At 57.2% G+C, this 23,568-nt stretch carries 22 protein-coding genes; 7 read left to right on the forward strand and 15 right to left on the reverse strand.

The genetic code is table 11. From position 1 onward, the window contains the following. The first annotated feature begins 64 nt into the window (after positions 1-64). Positions 65-601 (forward strand): adenine phosphoribosyltransferase, encoded by a 537-nt coding sequence (locus tag BV95_RS06975; protein WP_013848559.1) that lies wholly within the window; start codon positions 65-67, stop codon positions 599-601. An 80-nt stretch (positions 602-681) separates the two neighbouring features. On the opposite strand, the gene BV95_RS06980 is transcribed toward BV95_RS06975, so the two are convergent. Then, positions 682-1,278 (reverse strand): 5'-methylthioadenosine/S-adenosylhomocysteine nucleosidase, encoded by a 597-nt coding sequence (locus BV95_RS06980; RefSeq protein ID WP_037449216.1) that lies wholly within the window; start codon positions 1,276-1,278, stop codon positions 682-684. A 357-nt stretch (positions 1,279-1,635) separates the two neighbouring features. On the opposite strand from BV95_RS06980, the gene BV95_RS06985 reads away from it, so the two are divergent. Beyond that, positions 1,636-1,848, forward strand: coding sequence for a hypothetical protein (locus tag BV95_RS06985; protein WP_156028595.1), 213 nt, complete (start codon positions 1,636-1,638; stop codon positions 1,846-1,848). Here the strand turns inward: BV95_RS06985 and BV95_RS06990 are convergent. The 10 genes from BV95_RS06990 to BV95_RS07035 form a co-directional block, all read right to left on the reverse strand. Beyond that, positions 1,841-2,743 (reverse strand): ROK family protein, encoded by a 903-nt coding sequence (locus BV95_RS06990; RefSeq protein WP_037449295.1) that lies wholly within the window; start codon positions 2,741-2,743, stop codon positions 1,841-1,843. The genes BV95_RS06985 and BV95_RS06990 overlap by 8 nt on opposite strands. Positions 2,744-3,125: 382 nt before the next feature. Beyond that, on the reverse strand, positions 3,126-5,126 hold the full coding sequence (locus BV95_RS06995; protein WP_037449220.1) for a hypothetical protein: 2,001 nt from the start codon (positions 5,124-5,126) through the stop codon (positions 3,126-3,128). Further along, positions 5,123-6,664: a hypothetical protein gene (locus tag BV95_RS07000; RefSeq protein WP_214442605.1), complete on the reverse strand. Its 1,542-nt coding sequence runs from the start codon at positions 6,662-6,664 to the stop codon at positions 5,123-5,125. Before BV95_RS07000 ends, BV95_RS06995 begins: the two co-directional genes overlap by 4 nt. Beyond that, positions 6,661-7,668 (reverse strand): glycosyltransferase family 2 protein, encoded by a 1,008-nt coding sequence (locus BV95_RS07005; RefSeq protein ID WP_081873298.1) that lies wholly within the window; start codon positions 7,666-7,668, stop codon positions 6,661-6,663. The genes BV95_RS07000 and BV95_RS07005 overlap by 4 nt, the downstream gene beginning before the upstream one ends. After that, the gene (locus BV95_RS22660; RefSeq protein ID WP_051749642.1) at positions 7,665-8,051 is read right to left on the reverse strand and encodes a GtrA family protein; all 387 of its coding nucleotides are present in this window, start codon (positions 8,049-8,051) and stop codon (positions 7,665-7,667) included. Before BV95_RS22660 ends, BV95_RS07005 begins: the two co-directional genes overlap by 4 nt. Beyond that, complete coding sequence (locus BV95_RS07015; RefSeq protein WP_037449223.1) at positions 8,048-8,962, reverse strand: NAD-dependent epimerase/dehydratase family protein; 915 nt, start codon at positions 8,960-8,962, stop codon at positions 8,048-8,050. Before BV95_RS07015 ends, BV95_RS22660 begins: the two co-directional genes overlap by 4 nt. After that, complete coding sequence (rfbG, locus tag BV95_RS07020; RefSeq protein WP_051749643.1) at positions 8,959-10,053, reverse strand: CDP-glucose 4,6-dehydratase; 1,095 nt, start codon at positions 10,051-10,053, stop codon at positions 8,959-8,961. The genes BV95_RS07015 and rfbG overlap by 4 nt, the downstream gene beginning before the upstream one ends. After that, positions 10,035-10,811 (reverse strand): glucose-1-phosphate cytidylyltransferase, encoded by a 777-nt coding sequence (gene rfbF / locus BV95_RS07025; RefSeq protein ID WP_037449226.1) that lies wholly within the window; start codon positions 10,809-10,811, stop codon positions 10,035-10,037. The genes rfbG and rfbF overlap by 19 nt, the downstream gene beginning before the upstream one ends. Before the next feature lie 37 nt (positions 10,812-10,848). Further along, positions 10,849-11,712 (reverse strand): transketolase family protein, encoded by an 864-nt coding sequence (locus BV95_RS07030; RefSeq protein ID WP_037449228.1) that lies wholly within the window; start codon positions 11,710-11,712, stop codon positions 10,849-10,851. Continuing rightward, positions 11,705-12,553, reverse strand: coding sequence for a transketolase (locus BV95_RS07035; protein WP_051749644.1), 849 nt, complete (start codon positions 12,551-12,553; stop codon positions 11,705-11,707). The genes BV95_RS07030 and BV95_RS07035 overlap by 8 nt, the downstream gene beginning before the upstream one ends. 89 nt (positions 12,554-12,642) lie before the next feature. Here BV95_RS07035 and BV95_RS22995 point away from each other — a divergent pair, with 89 nt between their 5' ends. The 5 genes from BV95_RS22995 (at position 12,643) to BV95_RS23000 (ending at position 18,356) form a co-directional block, all read left to right on the forward strand. Then, positions 12,643-13,143, forward strand: a complete 501-nt coding sequence (locus tag BV95_RS22995; RefSeq protein WP_156028599.1) for a class I SAM-dependent methyltransferase — start codon at positions 12,643-12,645, stop codon at positions 13,141-13,143. Positions 13,144-13,177: 34 nt separating this feature from the next. After that, positions 13,178-13,426 (forward strand): hypothetical protein, encoded by a 249-nt coding sequence (locus tag BV95_RS07045; protein ID WP_081873300.1) that lies wholly within the window; start codon positions 13,178-13,180, stop codon positions 13,424-13,426. A gap of 999 nt (positions 13,427-14,425) precedes the next feature. Further along, positions 14,426-15,886, forward strand: a complete 1,461-nt coding sequence (locus tag BV95_RS07050) for a mannose-1-phosphate guanylyltransferase/mannose-6-phosphate isomerase (RefSeq protein WP_037449236.1) — start codon at positions 14,426-14,428, stop codon at positions 15,884-15,886. Between the two features lie 465 nt (positions 15,887-16,351). After that, positions 16,352-17,407 (forward strand): hypothetical protein, encoded by a 1,056-nt coding sequence (locus BV95_RS23455; RefSeq protein WP_156028601.1) that lies wholly within the window; start codon positions 16,352-16,354, stop codon positions 17,405-17,407. Between the two features lie 298 nt (positions 17,408-17,705). Next, on the forward strand, positions 17,706-18,356 hold the full coding sequence (locus BV95_RS23000) for a class I SAM-dependent methyltransferase (protein WP_081873301.1): 651 nt from the start codon (positions 17,706-17,708) through the stop codon (positions 18,354-18,356). A gap of 243 nt (positions 18,357-18,599) precedes the next feature. On the opposite strand, the gene BV95_RS07060 is transcribed toward BV95_RS23000, so the two are convergent. The 4 genes from BV95_RS07060 to BV95_RS07080 all read right to left on the reverse strand — a co-directional run bounded on the left by BV95_RS07060 (position 18,600) and on the right by BV95_RS07080 (position 23,554). Beyond that, complete coding sequence (locus tag BV95_RS07060; RefSeq protein WP_234703109.1) at positions 18,600-19,670, reverse strand: polysaccharide biosynthesis/export family protein; 1,071 nt, start codon at positions 19,668-19,670, stop codon at positions 18,600-18,602. 86 nt (positions 19,671-19,756) lie between these two features. Beyond that, positions 19,757-20,359 (reverse strand): tetratricopeptide repeat protein, encoded by a 603-nt coding sequence (locus tag BV95_RS23460; RefSeq protein WP_156028603.1) that lies wholly within the window; start codon positions 20,357-20,359, stop codon positions 19,757-19,759. Positions 20,360-20,369: 10 nt separating this feature from the next. Beyond that, positions 20,370-21,998: a glycosyltransferase family protein gene (locus BV95_RS23465; RefSeq protein ID WP_156028605.1), complete on the reverse strand. Its 1,629-nt coding sequence runs from the start codon at positions 21,996-21,998 to the stop codon at positions 20,370-20,372. A gap of 23 nt (positions 21,999-22,021) precedes the next feature. After that, a complete protein-coding gene (locus tag BV95_RS07080) occupies positions 22,022-23,554 on the reverse strand; it encodes a glycosyltransferase family 4 protein (protein WP_037449249.1) in 1,533 nt (510 codons plus the stop codon). Positions 23,555-23,568 lie beyond the last annotated feature (14 nt).

Genomic DNA, 23,568 nt, shown 5'->3' on the forward strand with positions numbered 1-23,568 from the left:
ACCGCAACCGAACATGGGAGGGGGCACGGGAAACCGGGCCCCCTTTCCTTATGAGGGGTTATGAATGAGCGCTGACAGTCTGGCGGCCCTGGTCCGCACCATCCCCGATTTCCCGAAGCCCGGCATCCAGTTCCGGGACATCACCACCCTGCTGGCGGACGGCGCGGGATTGGCCGAACTGGTGGAACGCATGGCGGCGGTCGCCCGGCCGCTCGACCCGGCCTTCATCGCGGGGATCGAGGCGCGGGGCTTCATCCTGGGCGCTGCGCTGGCCCATGCGCTCGGCGTCGGCTTCGTGCCCGTGCGCAAGAAGGGCAAGCTGCCCGGCAAGACTGTCGGCATCGACTATGTGCTGGAATATGGCACCGACCGGCTGGAACTGCATGAAGGGCAGATACCGGACGGCGCGCGAGTGGTGCTGGTGGACGACCTGATCGCGACCGGAGGCACCGCGCTCGCGGCGGCGCAACTCATCCGCGAACAGGGCGCGACCGTGCTGATGGCGCTCTTCGCCATCGACCTGCCCGATCTGGGCGGCATGGCCGCGCTGGAAGCCGACGGCGTGGCGTCGGCGGCGATCATCGCCTTCGAAGGGCATTGACCGGCTTGAAATCGGTCAAGCGGTCATAGTCCCCCTCCCGCTAGCGGGAGCGGTCAACGGAGGGCATGTCCCAAGGTTGATTAAAGCGCCTCCGCCAGCCCATCCACCGCCTGCGCCAGCCTTTCATCCAGCAGCGCCAGCAATTGCGTCCACCCCAGCATATCCGCCAATTCGCCGGGACCGTCGGATATTCCCCGCAGCCCCATCACCGGCACGCCGAAGCGCTGACAGGCCCGCACCACCGCGAAGGTTTCCATATCGACCATATCGGCGTCGATGGCCGCATAATCCTCCCCCCCGACGATATTCGCCCCGGTGGACAGCCGCGCCCCGCGCAGCTCCAGCGGCATCTGTAACGGCATTTCGACCGGATGGTCGGCAAAGGGCGTGACCCCCTTGGGAAAGCCCAGCCGCGAAGCATCCATGTCGCGCCAGGACACGCTGGACACCTGATAGACCTCTCCCAATGCGCAGACGCGCGACCCCGCCGACCCAAGCGACACCACCAGATCGGGCAATGCGCCATCCCGCTCCAGCCGCTGGAGCGCCAGCCCGGTGCCGAGCGCCGCCTCCACCGGCCCGACGCCGACCATCAGCGGATCGAACCGGGCCCTGAGATGCGGTCCATATTCATCCTCGACCGCCATCACGAACAGCACCCGTCTGTTGGCGATCATTTCTCCACGCGACATCGCCGTTCCCCTTTCCCTCTTCGATGCCGATCAAGGCAGGTGCGCAAACAGGGCGCTCTTGCCGGTATCCGCGACCAGCATTCCGACTTGTCGCTCGCCAGCCCTCGGCCGAACCAACGGAGTCCGGGTTGTTGGTGTGGTCCCAGGGTTTTCGACCATCTGGGCAAGGAGACGAGTGGCGGTCATGCAATTCTTTATGAGCGGTCACTCCCGGCAGGCAAGTGCGATATCGGAAAGCGGGACGATAGCGCGACCGGAAACGATCCGTAGCGACCTTCCCACCTGTCAATTTGAATTTAAGTTGCTATATAAAACTATATACTTCGACAAGGATGAGAAGAGATGAACCCGCCCGCGAAGCACAGAGCCATGGTTCTTGCCCAATTTCTTCCATGGGTGGAGAAGGGCCTGCTTCCCGCTCTGGCGGCCGTGGCGGTCCTGATATTGTTCATGATCGTGCACCGGCTGGTCGACGATTCGCTGGTCGCGGGCGTTATCGCATTGATCGTGCCGATGGTCTTCCTGCCGCTGTTCCGCCGTCAGCAACTCAGTTGATTCCCATGCCCAACGCATCCATGGCCAGCGCCACCGTGCCCAGGGCCCCCGCCTGATCGCCGAGCAGCGGCGCGGCGACGATGCGCCGGATGCTGTCGCCATTGATATGAGGCAAATAGCCGCCAAGCTGGACGACGCTTTTCTCGCGGACCCGCCCCAGCAGTTCGGGCCGCCCCAAGCCGATCCCGCCCCCGATCAGGATCTGACGCGCTGAGGTTCCCAGCAAGACGGTCGAGACCAGATGCGAGATATCGCTCACCACATGGTCCCATCGCGGGTCGGCGTCGTCGATTTCGTGGCCGGGAACGCCGAAGCGCCGGGCCAGCGCCGGACCGGACACCAACCCCTCGATACAATCGCCATGAAAAGGACAATTGCCCGCGAAGTCGTCCCCTGGGGCGCGGGGAAGACGGATATGGCCGATTTCCGGATGCATGGCGCCATGGACGACGCGGCCGTTGAAGGCGAAGCCTCCGCCGACGCCGGTGCCGATGGTGATGTAGCACAGGCTGTCGGACTGCATGTTGTCCTGAACCCCCGCGCCCCAGCGCAATTCCGCCAGCGCCGCGCCGTTGACGTCGGTATCGATGGCGGCAGGGCAATTGAAAGGCGCCGTCAGCGTGCCGAAAATGTCCGTGCCGGCCCAACCGGACTTGGGCGTAGGCAGCATGACGCCGAAATCGGGCGCGTGACGGTCAAGGCGCAGCGGGCCGAAGCTGCCAATGCCGATCGCCGCGAAGGGGGTATCGGCATGCCATCGTTCTAGGATGGTGACGGCGTTGGCCAACGTCTCGGCGGGCGTTGTCGTGGGAATCGTCTCCCGCTCCACTATCACTCGCCCGATGGCGCCCAGTATGACCACCTTGCTTCCCCCCAGTTCGATTCCGGCGAGCATCGGTTCGGCGTTCATCCGGGCATACCCCTTGATTTGTAGTGCACGTGTATAGCGGCTTTTCGTCGTGGATCGCTATGAAGTCTCGCCGAGCGGCCTGCCTCGAATGAGTGCCGCCGCTAATATGGCAGGGTTATGGATCATGTTCGGGTTTCAACGCTTCGCCGATCGCCATTCGATGAGGCCACCATTTCACACGGGTTTTCTTTAAGGCAGGCGTCGAATTCTCCACCGACGTTCTTCATCAGTGTCGGCGCGCTGGTCGCGGCTTGGATTGCGCAAAGAGATACTCGTGGAAACATGTATCCCTTGAGCGCTCAAGGCAAAATTGCACTGTCAATAAACCCTTCAAACGCCGTGAAGGATAGCCATTAGACATCTCTGGTCATGATGGAGGAGGCTTGTCCCGATCAAGGCGCGATGCGGCCGCCCAGACTTCCCCCGCTCCGGCAAAGGCGCGGCGAGGCACAAGATAATAGGCCCGGTAGGTGCCGAATATTCTCTGCTCGCGCAGGTCATAGGCCATCTGGAAACCCTCCGCCCATCCTTCATAGCCGGGCCCGACCAATATCCAGCCCGGACGCCGATAGGTTAACGCGCTTCGCTGGATATAGTGGATGATCTTCGCGCCGGGCAGCGGTTCAAAATTGGCAACATTATTGACGCCTGTCCACGACCGTCCTACTGAACTGGGCATCACCTTCCGCCTGTCGAGCAGAATGACCATGCCCGCATCGCGAGCGCGAAGGTATTCCAGTCCTGCTACCGCATCGGCGGGCAGCGGGGCAGGTTTGTCGCCATGGTGGGGGTCGAAGCGCGCAATCATCCGTCTCGGGCCAAGCGTGAGGGGACCTGCGATCGACATGCCTTCCGCCCATGCGCCGAAATTGAAGATTGCCACAAAGGTAACCATGGCTGCCATCGTCACATGAACGAAGGACCGGATAAAGGATCGCACCTTTATCCCGACCTGTTCGACGTCACTCTGCTCCACATTGTCCAGGATCGCCAGCAGCAGCAGGAGCATCAATGGGAACAGGTTGAGGATGTTATTGTCGTGGCTGCGGCTGATAAAGTAGACGATGGCCGCCAGGAACCCCAGCAGGCAGACGTAGAGCGAGCGGGTCCGCGACGACAGCCCCTGACGCGGCAATAGGCCAAGGCCCAGCCCAACCGATGCCAACGCGATCCAGATCGTTCCCACCGGATTGATTGGCTTTATACCTGGCGGATGCTGAATATAGGCGAAGAAGTCGTCGACCGAGATGCTTCCCTCCGATAGCCACCATAGGAGGGCGACCAAGCCGCAACTGCCCAACACCAACGCAATTCCTCCCCGCAGCGCGCCGTGAACCTGCGCCAGCAGGACGGCAACCCTCCCCTCTGTCGCGGCGGCATCGCGGATCGCGAGATAGGGCCACCAGATCGCCGTTCCAAAAAAGGCGGCTTCGGGCGACCAGAAGAGATCGATCAGCCACAGCAGATGGCCGATCCAATCCCGTCGCACCTGCCGTTGTTCGGCCAGCAGGATATGGAACAGCATCGCGGAGATGGTGAGGAAACGCAGGCCCGCCACCGCCGGCGTCAATGCGGGGCCGGCAAGTTGGATCGGAAAGCCGGTCCATACGAAGCTCGCGCTAAACATTGCCAGCAGGGCAAGCCAGCGTATCCCACGCGGCGACCGCGATGTCAGAAGGATGGCGCTGCCAGCAAGCGTTGCAAAATAAAGCGCATTGGCGATGATTGAGGCATTATAAAGTCCGCGCCAGCAATTTTCGCCGCAACTCGCCATCAACAGCACGGTGGGGCCCAACCCATATTGGATCGGAAAGTCGCGATAGGGCAAACCGCCCCCGCGCCACGCCTCGACCGGCGCTAGCAAGGCGCCCCAATGATGCCAAGCCGTATAGAAGGGTTCCAGTGATTCAAAGGGAGCCGTCAGCAGTCCCGCAACCAGTCCGATAAGAAGGCAGACCAGCATGGCCAGCCATAGTAGCGGCTGCCGTTCGGGGATCTTCGCCAAATGGTTCCAACGCAGCAGGAGCCCAGGGATCAGCGCAAGCCCGGCGAAAGTCGCATACTGGGCTGGCGTGATCTCAAAGCTGGGCGACCACCACATAACCGATGTGAACAGCAGGATAACGGAAATGCCGCCCAGAAGGGATATGATCCCAAGATCAATGAGCGGCAAAAGTAGCAGCGTGCCTACCGCGGCGACGTCGCCATGACGCGCGGCGGTGAGGACAACCCCTCCCACCATGATCGCCAGGCAAATGATCCAGACCGGCGGACGGCCCGGGCGTAGCCATAACGAGGCATAAGGTGTCAGTAGCGCGACGGTGAGCAGCGCGAGATAGGCCAATAATATCGGCGAGGATGAGGTCATGGGTGTCCATGCTTTCGCGCAAGGTCAGACCGCGACACGTTCCATGGCCGATCCCAGCAATGGGCCGGCTGGGCACTGTTCACCCGTTCCGCAGGATGGATTTTGAAAGGAAAAGCATCGCGTACGGCGAAATAGGAGGCATGTGGCACGACAAAGCCAGTCTGGCGGTCCCACGCCCCCGCGAGCGAGCATTGTGGAGCCGGCGATGGTGCGAGACGGAAAACGCGGGCAATCTCGGCTGCGCCGGTCACGGAACCCAGGGCGAGAATGACGAGGAACCATGCCTTTTCCTCGCGCAGTTCCAGCCGGCCTGCCCATTCGGCAAAGGCAATGGCAATCAGCGCCAGCGGCATGATTGACGCTCGCATTTCGAAATCATTGTTCGCGCCGATTTTCCAGAGCGGCATAAGAAGCAGACAGGCCCCTGCGATCAATATTGTCGTGCGGTCGACGCCCTTGGTCCGATCGCGCAGCAGCAGCCATAGGAAGGGCACGACCTCCAGCATCATGAACAGGATATAAAGGCCGCCGTTGGGCGGAAGGGGGCCGCCGCCGACCGACCCGGCGCCTGCGGCAAGATAAAAAAGAGCCGGAAGGGCTAGTGCGAGCGCCAGCGCGCAGAAGGCGACATCGCACCAGTCCCATGAGCCGGACCGCAGCACGCTAAGACCGGCGAAAAGAGCGAATGGCAGGGCGCCGAACAGGGCGAAAGGGGACCATAGAGCCACAAGCGGAATGCTGGCCGCAAAAAGGCCGATGGGGGCAAGGCCTTTGCGCCAGAGAAGATAGGCTAGCGCCAATGCCCAGCCCGCAAAGCCATGCTGGGGAACCCAGAAAATCTGGGTGATGTGCGAACTATATTGATAATTAGCTGCCCAGACTTCGATATGATCCCAATACGCCCAGCCGACCATCCGCTGGTGGATGATATTGCCTAGCACGTCCAGCCCGCTGAACATGATGAAGACGACAAGCGCGATCAGCCGTGCGCGGCGCGTCTCGAAAAGCGCTGCCCCCTGCGCGAAGAGAAGGCCCAGGATCAGGCTGTTATGTGCCAGTAGTGCCCAGTCGCGGCCTAGCTGGCTCGCCCCGCCAAGCAGTGCGGGGACAAGATACATGCCGACGGGCGCGCGCAGCAATTGGGTGCGACCGTCTAGCCAATAGTCGAACGGCCAGCGATGATTGCCCATGTCGGCAAGCACGGCGTCGCGTATCTGCCAATCGGGGGTCGCATAGAAAAGCCGTCCTTCTCCGCCCAGGATCAGCAGGATGGCTGCGACAACAAAGCAGAGGATAAGAGTCCACAAATCAATCCGACGCTCGCCGGACATCAGCTTCCAACTGATAAAAGCGAGCAACAATGGCAGCAGCAGGGCGAAGGTCGCAACCAACGGCGTCGGCAGGCCCAGCAGGCCTGGCAACAGCATGGAGTCGAGCGCGAACAACGCAACAAGCGCAGCCGTCAGCCCCCGCAAAGGAACGGATAGGGGGGGCATGCGCCGATCGTCGGATGCTGCTTGGGTCAGGCCCCGCGTCACGCGGCCTCCGCTTTGGGCCGCTTCAGATTGTGGACCGAGACTTCGTTAGCGGCGGCATCCGCCTCCATATTGATTCGTTCCCGTTCGACCACCAGCGGGCGTTTGCGGACCTGCGCATGGATCGAGGTCACATATTCACCCAGAATGCCCAGGAAGACGAGCTGTACGCCTGACAGGAAGAAGAGGGCGACGATCAACGTCATCGTGCCGCGCGGGGCCATGTCCGGACGGGTGAGATAGACACCCACGGAAACAACCGCGTAGAGGATGCAGAGAGCGGCCATGCCCACCCCGGCGAAGGTGCATAGCCGCATCGGCACGTTGGTGAAGCTGAAAATGCCGTTCAGCGCCTGATCGATGAGGCGCGGCAAGTTATTCTTGGAAATGCCCGATCGCCGCGCCGCCCAGGTATAGGGGACGATGGCGCGCCGGAACCCGACCGAGGCGATGATACCGCGAATATAGGGATAATGGTCGTCATGGCTGATGACCGCTTCCCACACTTTGCGGTCAAGCAGTTGAAATTCTCCAACATTCAGAGGTATATCAATGTCGCTGAGGCTGCGTACGGTGCGGTAGAAGATCGCGCGGCAGCTTCGCAGCGCAAGGCTTTCCTGCCGATTGACGCGGGCTCCGGCGACCACCTCCACACCGCTTTCCCACAGCTTCACGAATTCAGGTATCATCTCCGCCGGATCCTGAAGGTCGGCGGGCAGAAATACCACCACGGCATCGCCGGTCGCGGCGCGCAGTGCGTTGAAATTTGAACGGAAAGGCCCGTAGTTGCGGGCATTCAGTATCACCTTCATCGACGGATCGGCAATCGCGAGCGCGCGCAATATGTCCTGCGTGCCGTCGCTGCTGTCATTGTCGGCGAAAATATGCTCGCGGCGGTAGCCCTCCAGCGGCGCGCCGGGGGCGAAGAGGGCGGCGACCGCGGCACGGCATGCCTCGACATTGTCCGCCTCGTTGAAGCATGGCGTCACGATGGAGATGGTCTTCATGATGTCTTCTCCGGCGAGGCCCCGAACACGAAGCGGCGCATTGCAAGGAAGGTGAGGGTGAAAATCGGCAGGATCAGCGCCTGCGCTAGCAGAGGGCCGAGTCCCGCCCGCATGCCCAGATCCAGCAACAGCATGTTGAGGCCCAGTATGAAGGCATAAACGAGGAGGAAGGGCGGCAATCGGCGCGGATCGCGCGAACGAAACACGGCACTGGCCGTCAGGAAATTGAAGAGTATGCCAGCCACGGTGCTGACGATCAGGGCGACATGGGGTGACATGCCGATCAGCACCAGACCTCCAAAGGTACAATAGCCGAACAGTGTATTGATCCCGCCCGCGATGAGAAAGCCGATAAACCGGCGGTCAATAGGGGGGGTGATCATGCGGCCTGTCTCAACGCGTCGACCACAGTGACGAGGCCCTCCTCAACGGCGATGTGGGGCATCCAGCCCGTCGCATCGGTCAGGCGGCTGCAATCGCCCTCCAGATGCATGATTTGGTCGGGGCCGAAGGGAATGTCGCCGAAGCGAAGGGCAAGGCCTGGGCAGGCCAAGTCGCGGATGCGCTCGACAATCGAACGCACGGTAACGGAGCGACCGCTCGACAGGTTGAAGACGCCATTTGCGCCGTCTGTCAGGGCAGCAGCCAATATGCCCTGCGCGCAGTCGGCAATGTGCAGATAGTCCCATTTCTGGGTTCCAGGGCTGGTGCGCGGTGGTCGACCGGCTATGATCTGCGCCGCGACAGAGGGGATCAGCCAGTTGGGATTGTCCCCCGGACCATAAGGCGAAAAGAGCCGAAGCCAGGCAAAGCCGATCCCCGCCTCGGTCGCGCGCTGGCGCGTCAGGTGACAGGCGGACAGCTTGGCCGCACCATAGAGAAGGAAGGGCTCCGTCGCGGCGCTTTCGTCTATGCGGCGGTCATGGCGGCCATATTCGGCTTGGCTGCCGATGCCGATAAAGCGGCTTGCGCCCTGAGCAATGGCTTCGTCGAGCAGCGCGACGGTGGTGCGGATATTTTCTAGCTGGATGTCGCCTGCGCGGCCGGGGCCGCCTACGCCCTCCCAGGCGGAATGGATGACGATGTCGGGGCGGACCTCTGTCAGCACGGCGCGCACCGCCGCTCTGTCAGCCAGATCCCCGACAGCGACTGTACAGCGGTCCGCCAGCGCTACCACCCGCGCCCCCGCCGGGTTGCGCACTAATATGGTGACCTGATGCCCCTGCCGCGCCGCCAGATCCGCCACCGCCGCGCCCACGAACCCGCCCGCTCCGGTGATGAGGATGCGGTTCATGCTGGCACCATGGCGAGAAAATCGCCCGCCTGCGCGCGAGTGGCCGCTCGCTTGTCGGTGGCGCGGTACCAGTCGGCGGTCAGCGCCAGAGCGCGGTCGAGTGACAGGCGTGGACGCCAGCCAAGTGCCTCGGCAGCGGCTGAAGAGTCGAGCGTCAGCATGGCCGCCTCATGCGGGTGATCGCCGGGCTGCCGCGTCCAGGGCCGGGTCGCGCCCATATGCCGGCCGAGCATATCGATGACCTGGCATACACTCGCCATATCAGCCGGGGCAGGACCGAAATTCCAGCCGCGCGCGAAGCGGGACGGGTCGTTGGCAAGCGCTTGTGCAAGCAGCAGATAGCCAGTCAGCGGTTCCAGCACATGCTGCCAGGGCCGCACGGCGTCAGGATTGCGGATTTCCAGCGCGCGCTTTTCGGACAAGGCGCGGATCGCGTCGGGCACCAGCCGATCGGTGGACCAGTCTCCCCCGCCAATGACATTGCCTGCCCTTGCCGTCGCAAGGCCGATGCCGCGTTCGCCGAGGAAGCTGTCGCGCCAGCAGGCGCTTACCAGTTCGGCGCAGGCCTTGCTGCTGGAATATGGATCATGGCCGCCAAGAGGGGCATCTTCGCGATAACCCTCCGCGCGGCCATCATTGGCATAGCATTTGTCGGTGGTAACTGAGACGATCGTGCTTACCGAATGGGTATTGCGGCATGCTTCCAGCACATGGGCAGTGCCCAGCACATTGGTGCGATAGGTCGCCAGCGGATCGGCATAGGAAGCGCGTACCAGCGGCTGCGCGGCAAGGTGCAGGACGATTTCGGGTTTTGCCTGAGCGAAGATCGCTTCGACAGCGGCAGCGTCCCCTATGTCCGCGACATGGTGATCGCATAGCGACCCGCCCCCGATCATGTCGAACATGGAAGGCACCGTCTCGGGCGGGAGCGCCAGGCCCGTCACCCGCGCGCCCAGCGCGTCGAGCAGCACAAGAAGCCAGCTTCCCTTAAAGCCGGTGTGACCCGTCACCAGTACGCGCCGCCCAGCCCAAAAGGCAGGATCGGGCAGAGGTACGGACCCGTTACGGCCCACTAATGCCAGCTTTTCCATGGTGCCTCCTGGCGTTCCCACATGCTTTCCAGCATCTGCCGGTCGCGCAGAGTGTCCATTGGCTGCCAGAAGCCGTCATGGAAGAAGGAGCGTAATTCGCCGTCCGAAGCCAAGCCCTCCAGCGGCTCCCGCTCCCATATGCAAGCATCGGAATTACCAAGGTAATTGCCGATCGAGCGGTTGAGGACGAAGAAGCCGCCATTGATCCAGCCCCCTTCCTCGACCGGCTTTTCGGCAAAGGCGGCAACGCGGTCGCCATCAAGGTCGAGCTGGCCGTAGCGGCTTGCTGGACGCACTGCCGTCACGGTCGCCTTGCGGCCATGGGAGCGATGGAAATCGATCGCGGCGCTGACATTGAGGTCGCTGACGCCGTCGCCATAGGTCAGACAGAAATCTTCATCCTCGCCCAGATATTGCATCGCCTGACGCAGGCGGCCGCCGGTCATCGTTTCCGCGCCGGTGTCGATCAGGGAAATTTTCCAATCCTCGCAGGCATTGCGATGTACATCCATCGTGCCGCGTCGCAGGTCGATCGTCACGTCGGACATGTGCAGTGCGTAATTGAAGAAGTATTCCTTGATCATATAGCCCTTGTATCCAAGGCAGACGATGAACTCATCGACGCCATGCTGGGCATAGATTTTCATGATATGCCACAGGATCGGCTTGCCGCCGATTTCCACCATGGGCTTGGGCCGGACCGAGGTTTCTTCGGCAAGTCGGGTGCCGAGGCCCCCTGCAAGGATGATCGCTTTCATAGGTCATATCCTATGGACAGGCATGGTAAAAAAAGCGTTAGGAGGTGAGTCCTCCAATGCGGTTGAGCGTCGCTTGGTCTGCGACCATGTCGCAAATTTCAGGAGATAACGCGATGGGCTCGATGCATGCGGCGGCAGGTGTTCCCGCGACAGCCTCCGTCAGCCACGATCCGAAACCGCCGTCGGCGAGATGATCCTCCAGCGTCGTCACCCGCTCGTGCCGGGCGAGTTGCACAGATTGTTCGGCCTTGGCCGCCATGCTCCATAGCGGCAACGACCAGACGGCCCGGCCTGCTGCGCGAGCGATGGCCGCGCCCAGCGCGGCGCCGGTCGACAGCATGATCGCTTCGTCCCGCCCGTCGCGGACAGGCACCCAACGGCCCGGCGCGACATCGGGCATGCTTTCATGAAATCGCGGCTCGCCCGCTTTGCCGAGGCGCAGATAGGAAGGGCCGGGATTTGCTACCAGCCATCTCAGGCAGGCCCGCGTTTCCAGCGGATCGCCGGGGGCGGCGATGATCATGTGGGGCATGGCGCGCATCAATGCGTAATCCTGCACCGCATGATGCGAATAGCCAAGCGCGCCATAGGCGACGCCGCCGCCCACCGCGACCACGGTCACGGGCAGCCGGTGATGGTCGATATCGTTCCGAATCTGCTCGGCGCAGCGGAAGGTCGGGAAATTGGCGATGGAATAAGTGAAGACATGATAGCCCTCACTCGCCATTCCTGCGGCCAGGCCCGTCATGTTCTGCTCCGCGACTCCTGCATTGATGAAGCGATCGGGGAAGCGGTCGGCAAATTCCTCGACCACGCTATAGCCAAGGTCGCCGACGATCAGGGCGATATTGTCATGGGTCGCGGCGAGCGCGGTCAGCTCCTCTATGAAAGCATTACGCATCGCTATTTGCCCCCGCGATTTCTGCCAGGGCGACTTCTAGCAGTTCCGGAGTGGGATTGCGATAATGCCATTCCACCTTGTTCTCCATAAAGCTGACGCCCTTCCCCTTGATCGTATGGGCGATCAGCATCATCGGCTTGCCTGCCTCCCAGGGCGCGCCTTCCAGCGCATCGGCAAGGGCCCCATGATCGTGACCGTCCACCTCGCGCACGGCCCAGCCAAAGGCTTCGAACTTGGAATGCAGCGGCTCCAGCCTCAGCGTTTCATCCACAGTCTTGAGGCTCTGGAGCTTGTTATAGTCGAGGATGCAGATGAGATTATCGAGGTTGTGATGGGCAGCGAACAGCGCCGCTTCCCAGTTGCTGCCTTCCCCCCATTCGCCGTCACTGGTGAGCACGACGGTGCGCCAGCTTGCCTCGCGCCGCTTTCCCGCCAAGGCCTTGCCGGTGCCGAAGGGAAGTCCATGGCCCAATGCTCCGGTCGAAAATTCCGCGCCAGGCACCTTGTGGCTGATATGCGCCATCAATATCGAACCGTTGACGCCATAGGTCTCCAGCGAGGCCCGTTCGATGAACCGCGTCTCAGCAAGTGCAGCATAGACAGCGACGCAGGCATGACCCTTTGACAGGATGAAGCGGTCCCGCTCCGGATGACGAGGGGCGTCGGGATCGACGCGCAGCGCCCGGCCGTAAAGCACTGCCATGATATCTGCGATCGACAGCGCCGAGCCGACATGCGAGGCCTTGGCGCGCGTGACCATGCGCAGAGCCTGCTCCCGTATGCGTTGGGCCAATAGGTAAGTGTCCTGCGGCTTGGCCGCGACAAAGGGCGCTTCTCTCATGTCCGCAAATTCATCAAATATAGTTAAGATTTGTTCAACCAAAGAGCGTTACGGTATCCATCAAGTAGAAGGATCGGTCATTTGCACCGGTGCCGGCAAGAGGGTTTTATTTCATGGCTGCACCAACCCATACCGGCGTCGAACATTTCAAACCCATCCCCCTGCGGGTCGGCTCATCCCTGCCATCCCGCGTCGCCTTCGCATTGCGCCGTTTCGTCGATCTGCAATTGGGAACAATCTGGACTTTCCTTGGGCCTCGCCTTGCCGATCTACATGGTGATCTGTTGGACGTCGGGTGCGGGGAAATGCCATATCGCAGCTTCTTGCCTGAAGCGGTGCGCTACACCGGAATCGACGTGCCGCAAGCGGGTGCGTTCGATATGCAGGGCAATGCCGAAATCCTCGCCTTCGATGGCCTTTACATTCCCTTTCCGGACGCGACTTTCGACGCGATACTCTGCACCGAGGTGCTGGAACATTCTCCCGAACCGATGGCTCTGATTGCGGAAATGCATCGCGTGCTGAAACCGGGGGGGGAAGCTGATTGCCACGGTGCCTTTTTCCGCCCGTGTTCATTATGCCCCCTATGACTTTCACCGTTTCACCAAATTTGCGCTATATCGCATGTTCGGGTTGTTCACAGGCACCCATATCGAGGAGCGTGGCAATGACATTGCCGTCATTGCGAATAAGTTGATCGTCGTTGCGCTTCGTCTGGCGAAGCCGTCACGCTTCAGCGTTTTGAAATGGGCCTCGCTGCTATTGCTGCTGCCGTTTGTCCTCCTCTTTTTGCTTCTGGCGCATTTCAGCTTGGCTTTGGGTCTTGGATCGAAGGACGATAGCCTGGGTTACGCCATCACGGCCACGAAATAGCGGTCCAGGTCGATGCTGGATCGGTAGCGGTATTGCGCTGATCAGGGGGTGCCGTGGGAAAGGTTGCGTCGGATTCGGTATCGGCAAGTCGACCCTGACAAATAGGTGTCACACCACCGATCCTCAGACTTGGCGGCACCGTCGCAGACAGGTCTTGCGTCGGAGAATGAACGGTTTCGCCTTGAGAACCGTGTGCTTCGGGAAAAGAGGAAAATCCTAAAAAGCCACATGTTCTTTGTGAGCCAAAAGCCGTGAAGTTCGCTGTTCTCGCAGCCGTTGGCCCGCTGAACTGCTCTGCCTCCCCATGTATGTCAGCGAGCGTAGCTATCGCTCGTGCCATTCGCAGCTAATCGGTCGCCTAAGCGTTTACGGACATAACCAACCTTGTTATGCTTCGTAAGAGTCGTCATATGGCGAATCCTGTATTGAAATTGTATCCGGAGCGCCGAAATGGCGTTGGTCAGGCAGGGCAGAAACAAACAAGACCCTAGAAATCCGAAGATTACTAAGGCCTTATAATGGTGAGCGTGGCAAGGATTGAATTTGCGACCCCTGCGATGTCAAGGCGGTGGCTAGTGCCAATTTTATTATTGTAAATCATATGGTTGATAAAACTCAGGACCAAGCTCGCCCGGGATTTGCCCAATTGGTCCATCGGTCACCTCCGCTTGTACAAACGTCCGGGTTGCGGGCAGTTGATATAATGGATGCATGCGAGCATGCCAAGGCAGATACCCTACTGTGCTTGTCATCGCTAAGCTGTGCCTTGGTTCCGCCAGCTGCTTTGGCGGAATTCGATCATTCATCCAATAATGGACGCGGACCATGGACGCGTCTCGGACCGTAAGATTGCTTGATATCTGCCAGGATTGGAAGAGCGCTGCCAATGGGAATCAGGAAGAGGTGCTGTCGACCGGTAAGGTTGAATGAACTGTGCCGGCTTGCCTAATGCATTCATTGGTTTAGATCAGCGCATGTCTCGAACAACATAGGCAGATTATGTCGCATAATAATGGTTCCTCGATCGTTGAAATCACGCCCGTCATACTCGCAGGCGGTTCAGGAACCCGCCTTTGGCCTTTGTCCCGCAAATCGTATCCCAAACAGTTCGTTCCACTTGTAGACGAAGCCACCCTTTTCCAATCGGCGGTGCGCCGCCTTTCCGGCAGCGCGGGGGCGTTTACGTTTGGTAAGCCCCTCGTTCTCACAAATTCTCTGTTTCGATTCATCGTTGCGGACCAACTTGCTAATGAGGGCATTGATCCGCACGCTATTCTGATTGAGCCGGAAGCTCGCAATACGGCGCCGGCCGTGTTGGCTGCGGCACTTTATCTGTCTCGCAAGCAACCCGATGGGGTCATACTAGTGGCGCCTTCGGACCACGTGGTGCCAGATACGGCGGCGTTCTATAAGGCGGTGGCGAGCGGGCTTGCTGCCGCAAATGCTGGTGATCTCGTTACTTTCGGAATACGCCCTACCCGTGCAGAAACGGGTTACGGCTATCTGCAGGTTGCATCGGCCCCAGATGGCTCCGGTCGCCCGATCAAGCTCACAAGCTTTGTGGAAAAGCCCGATGCCGAACGCGCCTTCCGAATGCTGGAGGCGGGCAACCACCTTTGGAACGCCGGCATATTTCTGTTTGCTGTGAAAGATCTGATATTGGCCTTCCAGAAATATGCCCCCGATATTTTGTCTGCCGTCGACCAATCGATTGCGCGAGCAGAAGGTGATCTGGGGTTCTGTCGCTTGGCGCCAGAGCCGTGGCAAGAGGTGGAAAGCGTCGCGATAGATTATGCAATTATGGAGCGAGCGGACAACCTTTCTGTCGTTCCGTATGATTCAGAATGGTCTGATTTGGGCGGCTGGGACGCTGTTTGGAGCCACTCGGATATGGACGAACACGGCGTTGTTTCATCCGCCCGCGCGACGGCGATCGATTGCCGAAATACATTGTTGCGTTCTGAAAGTGAGGGTCTCGAGATTGTTGGTCTTGGCCTTGACAACATCGTCGCCGTGGCGATGCACGACGCTGTTCTCATCGCGGACAAATCGCGCTCCCAGGATGTTAAGTTGGCTGTGGAAGCCTTGCAACGCAAAGGTGCTAGTCAGGCCGAGGCATTTTCCAAGGACTTCCGGCCCTGGGGGTGGTATGAAAGCCTGGTTGTAGGCAGCCGTTTTCAGGTGAAACGCATTACCGTTCTGCCGGCAGCATCGCTGAGCCTTCAAAGCCATTTCCATCGATCCGAGCATTGGATTGTCGTTGAGGGCACGGCGAAGGTGACGCTGGATGGGCATGAAACATTACTGGGTGAGAATGAGTCGATTTATATACCTCTTGGTGCGCGGCATAGGATTGAAAATCCGGGCCGAATACCGATGGTTTTCATTGAAGTGCAAACGGGATCTTATGTTGGGGAGGACGATATTGTTAGATATGAAGATATTTATGCTCGGATCTGATGATCGAAACTGTAACTTTGTGTGGCGTCGGCTTGATGAAGGAATAATTCGTTACCGTGTAGCGCGTTGATCCCGGATTTGAATTTAAAGCTGTGGCATGGATGGTTCTGTGTCGCGGCGCTCAGGGCGCTGCAAAATGCGTATCTGCGCTAGGTGGGGTTGATGTGAGGGCGGTTCGACGTCGGTTTGTGGACGTATCGCGGTTCCACAGTGGGAGCCCTCATTACGTTAATTGCTAAGCAATGCGTCGTTTCGTAGCGTAGTCTTGCCCACGCTACCTTGGGAGTAACGGATATGACTCGGAGCGGCCTTGCGGTTCGTGCATTTTTAGGGATATCGATGGTGTTACCGCTCCGCGCATCGGCTCAGACTGCCGCAACGGCACCCCTAGACTTCCAAGTGGTTGTACCGCCGGGATGCAATGCGTCTGCGTTCGCCCAGTTGCCAGACAATCCAAATCTTTTCATGGGTCGCCAGTTGCTCACGGCAGAAGGCGAGCTTGCGCCACCTGCCAATGCCAGCGATTGTTCTGGGGGTAATCCGGACAATCAAAAAACTGGAAAAAGTTACAATCGCTGGAGCTTGATGTTGGACCAGCTCGATTGGAAAAATAATAGGTTTAAGGTGATCAAGCCGCTTCTGGACACCTCTACAGATCCAGCGACCGGTGTATCTCGCTCTCGCATCACTGGTGGTGCGATGAAGGGTGCGATTATTAAATCGGCTTATGATCCAAGTGTCGCAAAATTTGGCGGGATTACATATGTTGCCTTTGAGTGTATTATTCAAAATGGCGGGGATTATAAGGTTAGTGGGACTTCGTCTTGTATCGGTGTTTACGATCCAAAGAAGCGTAGCATTGATCTTTCACGCACTCGGGTATTAATTAGCGGAGTCGTAGGGGCAAACTTTATGTGGGCCGCAGCAATTCCCCACCTTTTTGCATATAAGAATAAGCTGTATGTCTATTGGACGGCCAACTTGTGGAAGAATGGTCAACTCAGTGACTGGCGAGTGCGTGGCACGCGGTTGCTTCCGACCCGGACAGGCGTCGCGATAAAGGGGGGGGGTGATAAACCTGCTCCTGCGACAACGCCGCTTGCCGTGGATGTTTGGCAACGCAATTCAGCTGGCCCGATGAGCGGGAAAATTTTTGACTTGTTTGGAACCTTTCAATCTCGGAACACCCTGTACATAATGTACGCGAGCGGCGGTGATGACTGCACTTCGCCAGCCAGCAATGGGCCGGGATGCTATCGTCCTTCAATTGCAGCGATATCCGAGCCACTGCGCCCAAACGTTTTCAACGAGGCGAAGCCGGTAAAGATGAACCTTCCGACGAACCCAGTTGAGTATGCCATACCTGTTATAAAGCCTAACGGGCAAATGTTCATGATGGGGCATTTCATCAGGCCGAAGAAAAACGGCTACTCTGAAATCAACCCCACGCCCGCTAAGGATTTCTGGGACAGTCAGAGGAAGAATTCAATTTACGCTCGAGTGCCGTTTAAATTGAACTGAAGATAATTGCGAGTCGAAATGTTTTTCGACATCGTGGACTGTATCACTAACTTCTCACGATCGAAAAGGGCGATTTAATATGCGGGATCCCGATGGAATTTGGTATGAGAGATGCCAAGGTCAGCGGGTCTATTACGTAGGAAGATACCGTTTTCGCTTTTTTAATGTTAACTACCCTCTAATCAGTCTTCCTCTAAATAAGATTTCTGTTTCTCAACATTGATAGCAACGCGATGCAAATCGGTTTCAGGCTTGCCAAGCCATTTTCGCGAGAACTAAAGATTAGAAAGGCAATATTATGACCGCCATTTTTGAAACCGTTATGCAAAAGTTGTACAGACACAATGTCTGGGAAGACTTTTCACCCCAGGTCACTGAGGAAAATGTTCAAGGCTGGAATGGAACCCATCCTTCCCTGTCAAGACTCACATCCTCTCCTGGATCTAAGATCATTGTTGATGTTGGTGTCTGGAAAGGGCAATCAACAATAACGATGGCGAACGCTCTGAAAGCTAACGGCATAGACGGCGTAGTAATCGCCGTAGACACTTTTCTGGGTTCTCCCGAGCATTGGTTTCCGGAACGTAAACTATTTTCCAGGAAAAACGGCCTGCCTGATCTCTACAACATATTTATGTCTAATGTGTATCGTGCGGGATTGACAGACTATATTGTTCCAATGGCGCAGACATCGAGCACTGCCGCGAAGATAATAAGGACCGCTGGTATAAATCCAACCTTAATCCATGTCGATGCTGCGCATGAGTACAGAGAAGCTATTCAAGATATAGAGGATTATTGGGAGATTCTCCAAACTGGTGGATATTTAATTGGTGATGATTATCACGTTTCTTGGCCTGGAGTTGTGAAAGCAGCCGGGGAGTTTTCTGCGAAAGTAGAAAAGCCACTTGCGATTGAAGCTCCTAAATTTATCATACAAAAGACATGAATCTGAATGATATTTTGGTTGGTGTTAGAAGTGCGCCCTTATATTTAGGCTGGGCGCATTCTTGTTGAAACGCCTCTAGCGAGCTGTGACGGGCGATTGCGGCATATTCCAAGTCATCATTGCACATGGAAGCCATGTCCGACGCTCACTCAAAGCGGCGGGTGAACTCCCAAATAGTCCACAAGATACTCCGATGATCAAATCACGGGAGTGTATGTCCCCGTGATTTGACAATGCAGACGGTCAGCGGACAGCGTTACTAACCGCTACGGCTGGGAGCAGCGTTGACGCAATTATACCAGCGAATCGCTGAAATTCCGCTAATGAAGAATTGGCGACATAAAGAACATCCTTATCTTGCATTTGAAATTTTTGCATAACGAAATACATAGCAGGATCTTTCATGTTGATCCTATAGATAACCGGGATTTTCTTGGGGCTTCCTTGTTCCCCGCTGTCTTCCCAGCGGAACAAAAATACGCCCTTAGGATTGGCGCGTTGATCTTGTAACCCTCCCACTCGACCTAGCGCTTGGGCCAGAGTCAAGCCGGTCGCCTCGAATTCAACCTCACCACTGCGCGATGCCGCTCCCAAGACGGTAAAGCTGTACGGCTGATAAATCGCCGTCACCACATCGCCTGCTTGTAGTATGATGTTGTCTGTAGGATGTTTGAAAATCAGGTCCAAGGGCATGGAGGCAATTTTACTTCCACGGGCAACCTGAATGGTTGTCTTGTTGGCTGCGGGCTTTACGCCTCCCGCTGCAGATATGGCATCCAGCAATCTTTCTCCTTTCGGGGAAAGCGGTAGACGGGTTGAGTTGTTCACCTCCCCACCGATCACGACATTCGCGCTTGCATTCCTCACGATTCGGACAGAGACTTGGGGTAGATGGGCCTTTTTGCGCAAGCGTAGTTCGACATCCCTTGCAATCTCTTCGGGAGTACGGCCCGCAGCTTGTATTTGCCCTGCAAACGGCACCGCTATTTGGCCGGCGGGATTTACCATAATTTCCGGCATCGATCCGTTTGAAACCTGTTCGATGCTCTCTTGTCCCTCTCCAAATGTCCCGGCTCCAAACAATACTGCTGGTGGAGCTTCAACGACAGAAATAGAGATGCCGTCACCGGGGCCGACAATGGCATTGAATGGAACCGCATCGCCGATGGTACGCGCCAAGCCCTCGGCCTCTTTATCCTTGGGCATGGCCGCGACCCCCGCCGGATCAAGGTCTATGATCTGGACGCCGTCTATCGACTGTTTGCGAACCGCGCTATCGACATTGGATCGCGAGGGGCCGACGGAAGTGGTCAAGCCGGTTGAATTACAGCCGCTAACCAATGGAAGAAGTGCGAGTGTCAGGCCAAGCGAGGGGACGATTCGAAATAGGGCTGGATTCCTCATATTTTTTTTCCTGGGCGGGCAAATGTGAAGGGGAGCATGTATGGGAGAAGCCGGATAAATTGAATGGAACCGCTTCTCTCATATCTTAGAAGCGCACTTGCTAAACGCATTTTTGATCTGCAGTCGGCCCTTCTCATCCCTCTTTTGAGTGCACGTGTTACGCGCTCCTCATCAATTCTCAATTGGGGGTCATCCGGTGCAATCTGGCCCCATGAAGCGAGCATTTCTAGCGACTTATCAAAGCGTCCCATGCGCTCATTCACGCTCACCAAAAATTGAAAATATTCAGCTTTTGGGGAGATGGATCGCGCATGTTCCATGGTTCGGGTAGCTTCGTCCAATTGCTCATCATTAGCAAGAAGATGGGCAATATGTGCCCAATCCTTCTCGTCGCCGATGCCAGATTGCACAATTTTTCGGGCGTATGTGAGCCGAGATTCAATCGTTTGGGCTGCATCTCGCTGTTCCCGATACCATGGGACCAACGTGGTCTGCAAAATATTGTCGAGCTGCTGAACGGACCATTTTGTGTCAACTGTCAACTGATCAGCGATCAGTCGTAAGCTAGACGAAATGGCCTGCGCGGTGTCTTCTCTCATAAGCGCTTTTTCAACCGAAGTCGGTTGACCTCTCCAACAGGTCCAAGGTGATAGCGGGCAGCAGGGCGTCCCCGTTTGTGACGAACTCAGCCATGCGTCCAGCGCGGGACACAGGGGTGAGATATTTCTCGACCAGATGATACTGGGGGCGATCGAAATAATCATCAAAAAGGATTGTCGTTCCGCTCCGAGCCATGATGAGGGTCGTCAAAAAGCATGCGACCCGAAAGCGCCCTTTGATTAGTACGAGGTCAGGATGCTCCTGCTTGTCTAGATATCGCCTCCAAACCGTTGATGGATATGCTGGCCAACGAGAAGAACATGATTGATCTGTGGGGTTGCCCCATTCCGCCGTCGGCCCAATGTCTACAAAGTGCTCTGTCAGGCGATTGTCGCCTTCGGATCCGCAAGCGGCGAGCTTGACTGCCTTGAGGAAACCTCGATCGGAGTCTACCGACATGATGCGCTCGATCCCCATTTCGGCGGCGAGAACAGTGCTGCCCCCCGCGCCATATTCGAGATAGCTGCGCGCGTTCCTTAGGCGTTCGGTGAACTTGTCGAGCCCTTCGGGCTCCATATGAGGTCGGCGAGGAATGTCCTGCGGAGTCCACACGATTTTCGGTGCGGCCTCTTGCGGCTTTTCATGCGTCATCCAATCATTTCCTAGAACGCGCTCCACATTGAATTCGCCGGAATCAACACGTCGCTGCCATCCCGTGACCGCGACCTTATCCACCCCTTCAGCAATAAGAGCGGGCGGAGAAACCATGATATTCGATTGGGCTTTGAAGATCCGATGATAATCGTCTTGTTCCAATGAGCCAACTGAACGAGGAATTCCTTGGTATACTATAGTGTTATTGAAACCCATTTTATCAAACATTTCAGGGCTGCAATGTAACCCACTACGACCAATAGGCATTCCTAAATTGAATAAAGTGCTAATCCTTACGCCGCCTAAAGCTACAGTCGAACATTGTTTTACATAGTCTTGGCTGGAGGCGGCAGGCCTAAATCCGCATCCCTTTAGCCATTCGTAAACCACTCTGTGCGGTCGTTGGCGGTATGGCCTTTTTCCTATTATCTCTAAATATTTTTCCACGAATGGCTGCCGTCGTTCCCAAAAATCACCAAAGAGACCGAAGCCCCAATTGTGGTCCATCGGTCCATACTCATGAGCGCGCGATTTCTGTTCGTCCAGCGAAGCTGAAACATGTGCTGGATGCGCCGAAAACATTCCAATCCGCTCATCTCCAGAGAATCGATCCGCCATCAAATCCATGGCTGCCAAATAACCAGGAGCGAGGATCAGGTCGTCTTCACAAAACAAGACAAAGTCATAACCCAAGTCCCGAAACAATTTCTTTTCGATGAAGTCAAAATGAAGGGCGACGCCGAGATTATCCTGCTGAATGTAGGATCGCCCCTCTTTGGCATGCTGGCCGATCATGGCGGAAATATGCTTATGGCCCGATGCATCGCTCCGGACATCATCGAGACAGAACCCATCCTGAAAATAGAATATATCGTAAATGTCGGCGGCAGGACTGCCATCGACAGTTTGCGCCAGAATGGAGGGTAAGACCAAGGAGAAGTAGTCGAACCTGTCGTAGGCGACGACGGCTATTGCCTTTTTCATGGAATACTCCGAAGCGTCCACCGTCACATGATCCGCGCGATAAAGTCTTGCCACTTCGGCAGAATGTTTTCGGGCAGATACCGGGAAGAAACAGCATTCCCCTTTGCCACAAGCGACTGGCGGATCGCGCCTGTTTCGGAGCCGTAAAGGGTATTTCGAAGAGCCTTTGTCAGGTCGCCGGTTGAATAGGGATCAAAATAGATCGCCGCATCATCATAAACCTCTTTATGGACCGCAATGTCCGAAGCAATGACTATGCCCCCTGAGCGCATCGCCTCTACGCCGGAAAAGTCAAATCCTTCGCCCAAGCTCGGGCAAACGGTGGCTTTTGCATTTCGGTAGAGCGTACGCAAATCTGCTGAGGGGACACCGCTGAGCAGGAATAGTTCACCGCGTTCGATCCAAGAACTGAAACGGCGAAGCATGGGCGCATAATCCCAGCCCAAGCCCCCTACTATGACGAGCTTAAGTTTCGGACCCTCGTTCTTTTTGATCTGCTCCCAAGCCGCCAGCAATTTTGCATGGTTCTTTCTTGGTTCCAGCGTCGAGACAATAAGAAGATATTCTATCCCGTTCGCTTCCAGATGCTTGCGGTAAAATGCCTCGCGTTCCGCATTGGTCAGAAAGGTTGGATTAACATCGACGCCCTTGGCCTTGTCGCCCTCGTGGAGGCGCGATCTTATAATCCCTGGCACCTTGTCTGGAGCAGCATCTTCAGGAAAATAGCTGGAAGAAACCATATTGTGGATCGTGACCGATCGTTTCTCAGCCTCGGGAAACAGTTCCAGCAAATCCCGCCTTGTTGCTTCAGAGACGCAGGCAAACCATGCGCCCGCTTTCACGTTAGCCTGCAAGGCGTGAAAATGCGTCGCCTGATGAATGGATTTGTCCGGGATGGTGTGCGGCATGAGCACCGGGATTGCGTCATGGTACCGGATGACCATTTTGGTATTTCGGGATATCTTGCCCGGGTAGGGCGTCTGGCCAATGAAAAGCTGAAAATCGCCGGTCTCAAGCCGAGGATATCGGGCGACACTACTCCAGCCGAGGGTGTTCAGTCCTGACAGGTGCATGGTGTGCCAAGGAACGGAGCAGACCCGGAAATCTGCACCGACGACGTTGCGAAAATCGCCATTTGAAAGGCTTTTATCAAATAATGTGCGCCACACAAAGTCGTGGAAGCCCGCTGACTTGAACAATCCCAACTCAATTTTATTCATCCCTAGGGAGGAGGTGATAGCCAATGTCGTTGCGCTCATTTTGCGTCGGAAGCGGCGAGCCACGCGATCGAAGACAGACCCATGAGGGGCTTCCGCCATCGAAACAATCACCTTTGAATAGCGGTTGATCAACCGGGACTTATTGGGCTTCCTGAGGGTCTTTTTTGTCGCTCCAGCTGACAGGAATCGATGAGATGTTTGTAACATTCCTTCAACTTCAAGCGTGTCAATCTTTCGGAGCCCATTAAACAGTAGGCGTACCTCTTGCGGAATTCCTGCGAACCCTTCCAATGCAGGACGCATCTCCAGCAATACCTTGGTCTTCCGGCCTACCATTTTCTTCCTTCTCT

Origin of the sequence: Sphingobium chlorophenolicum, assembly GCF_000722875.1 — a bacterium.
GTDB classification, from domain to species: domain Bacteria; phylum Pseudomonadota; class Alphaproteobacteria; order Sphingomonadales; family Sphingomonadaceae; genus Sphingobium; species Sphingobium chlorophenolicum.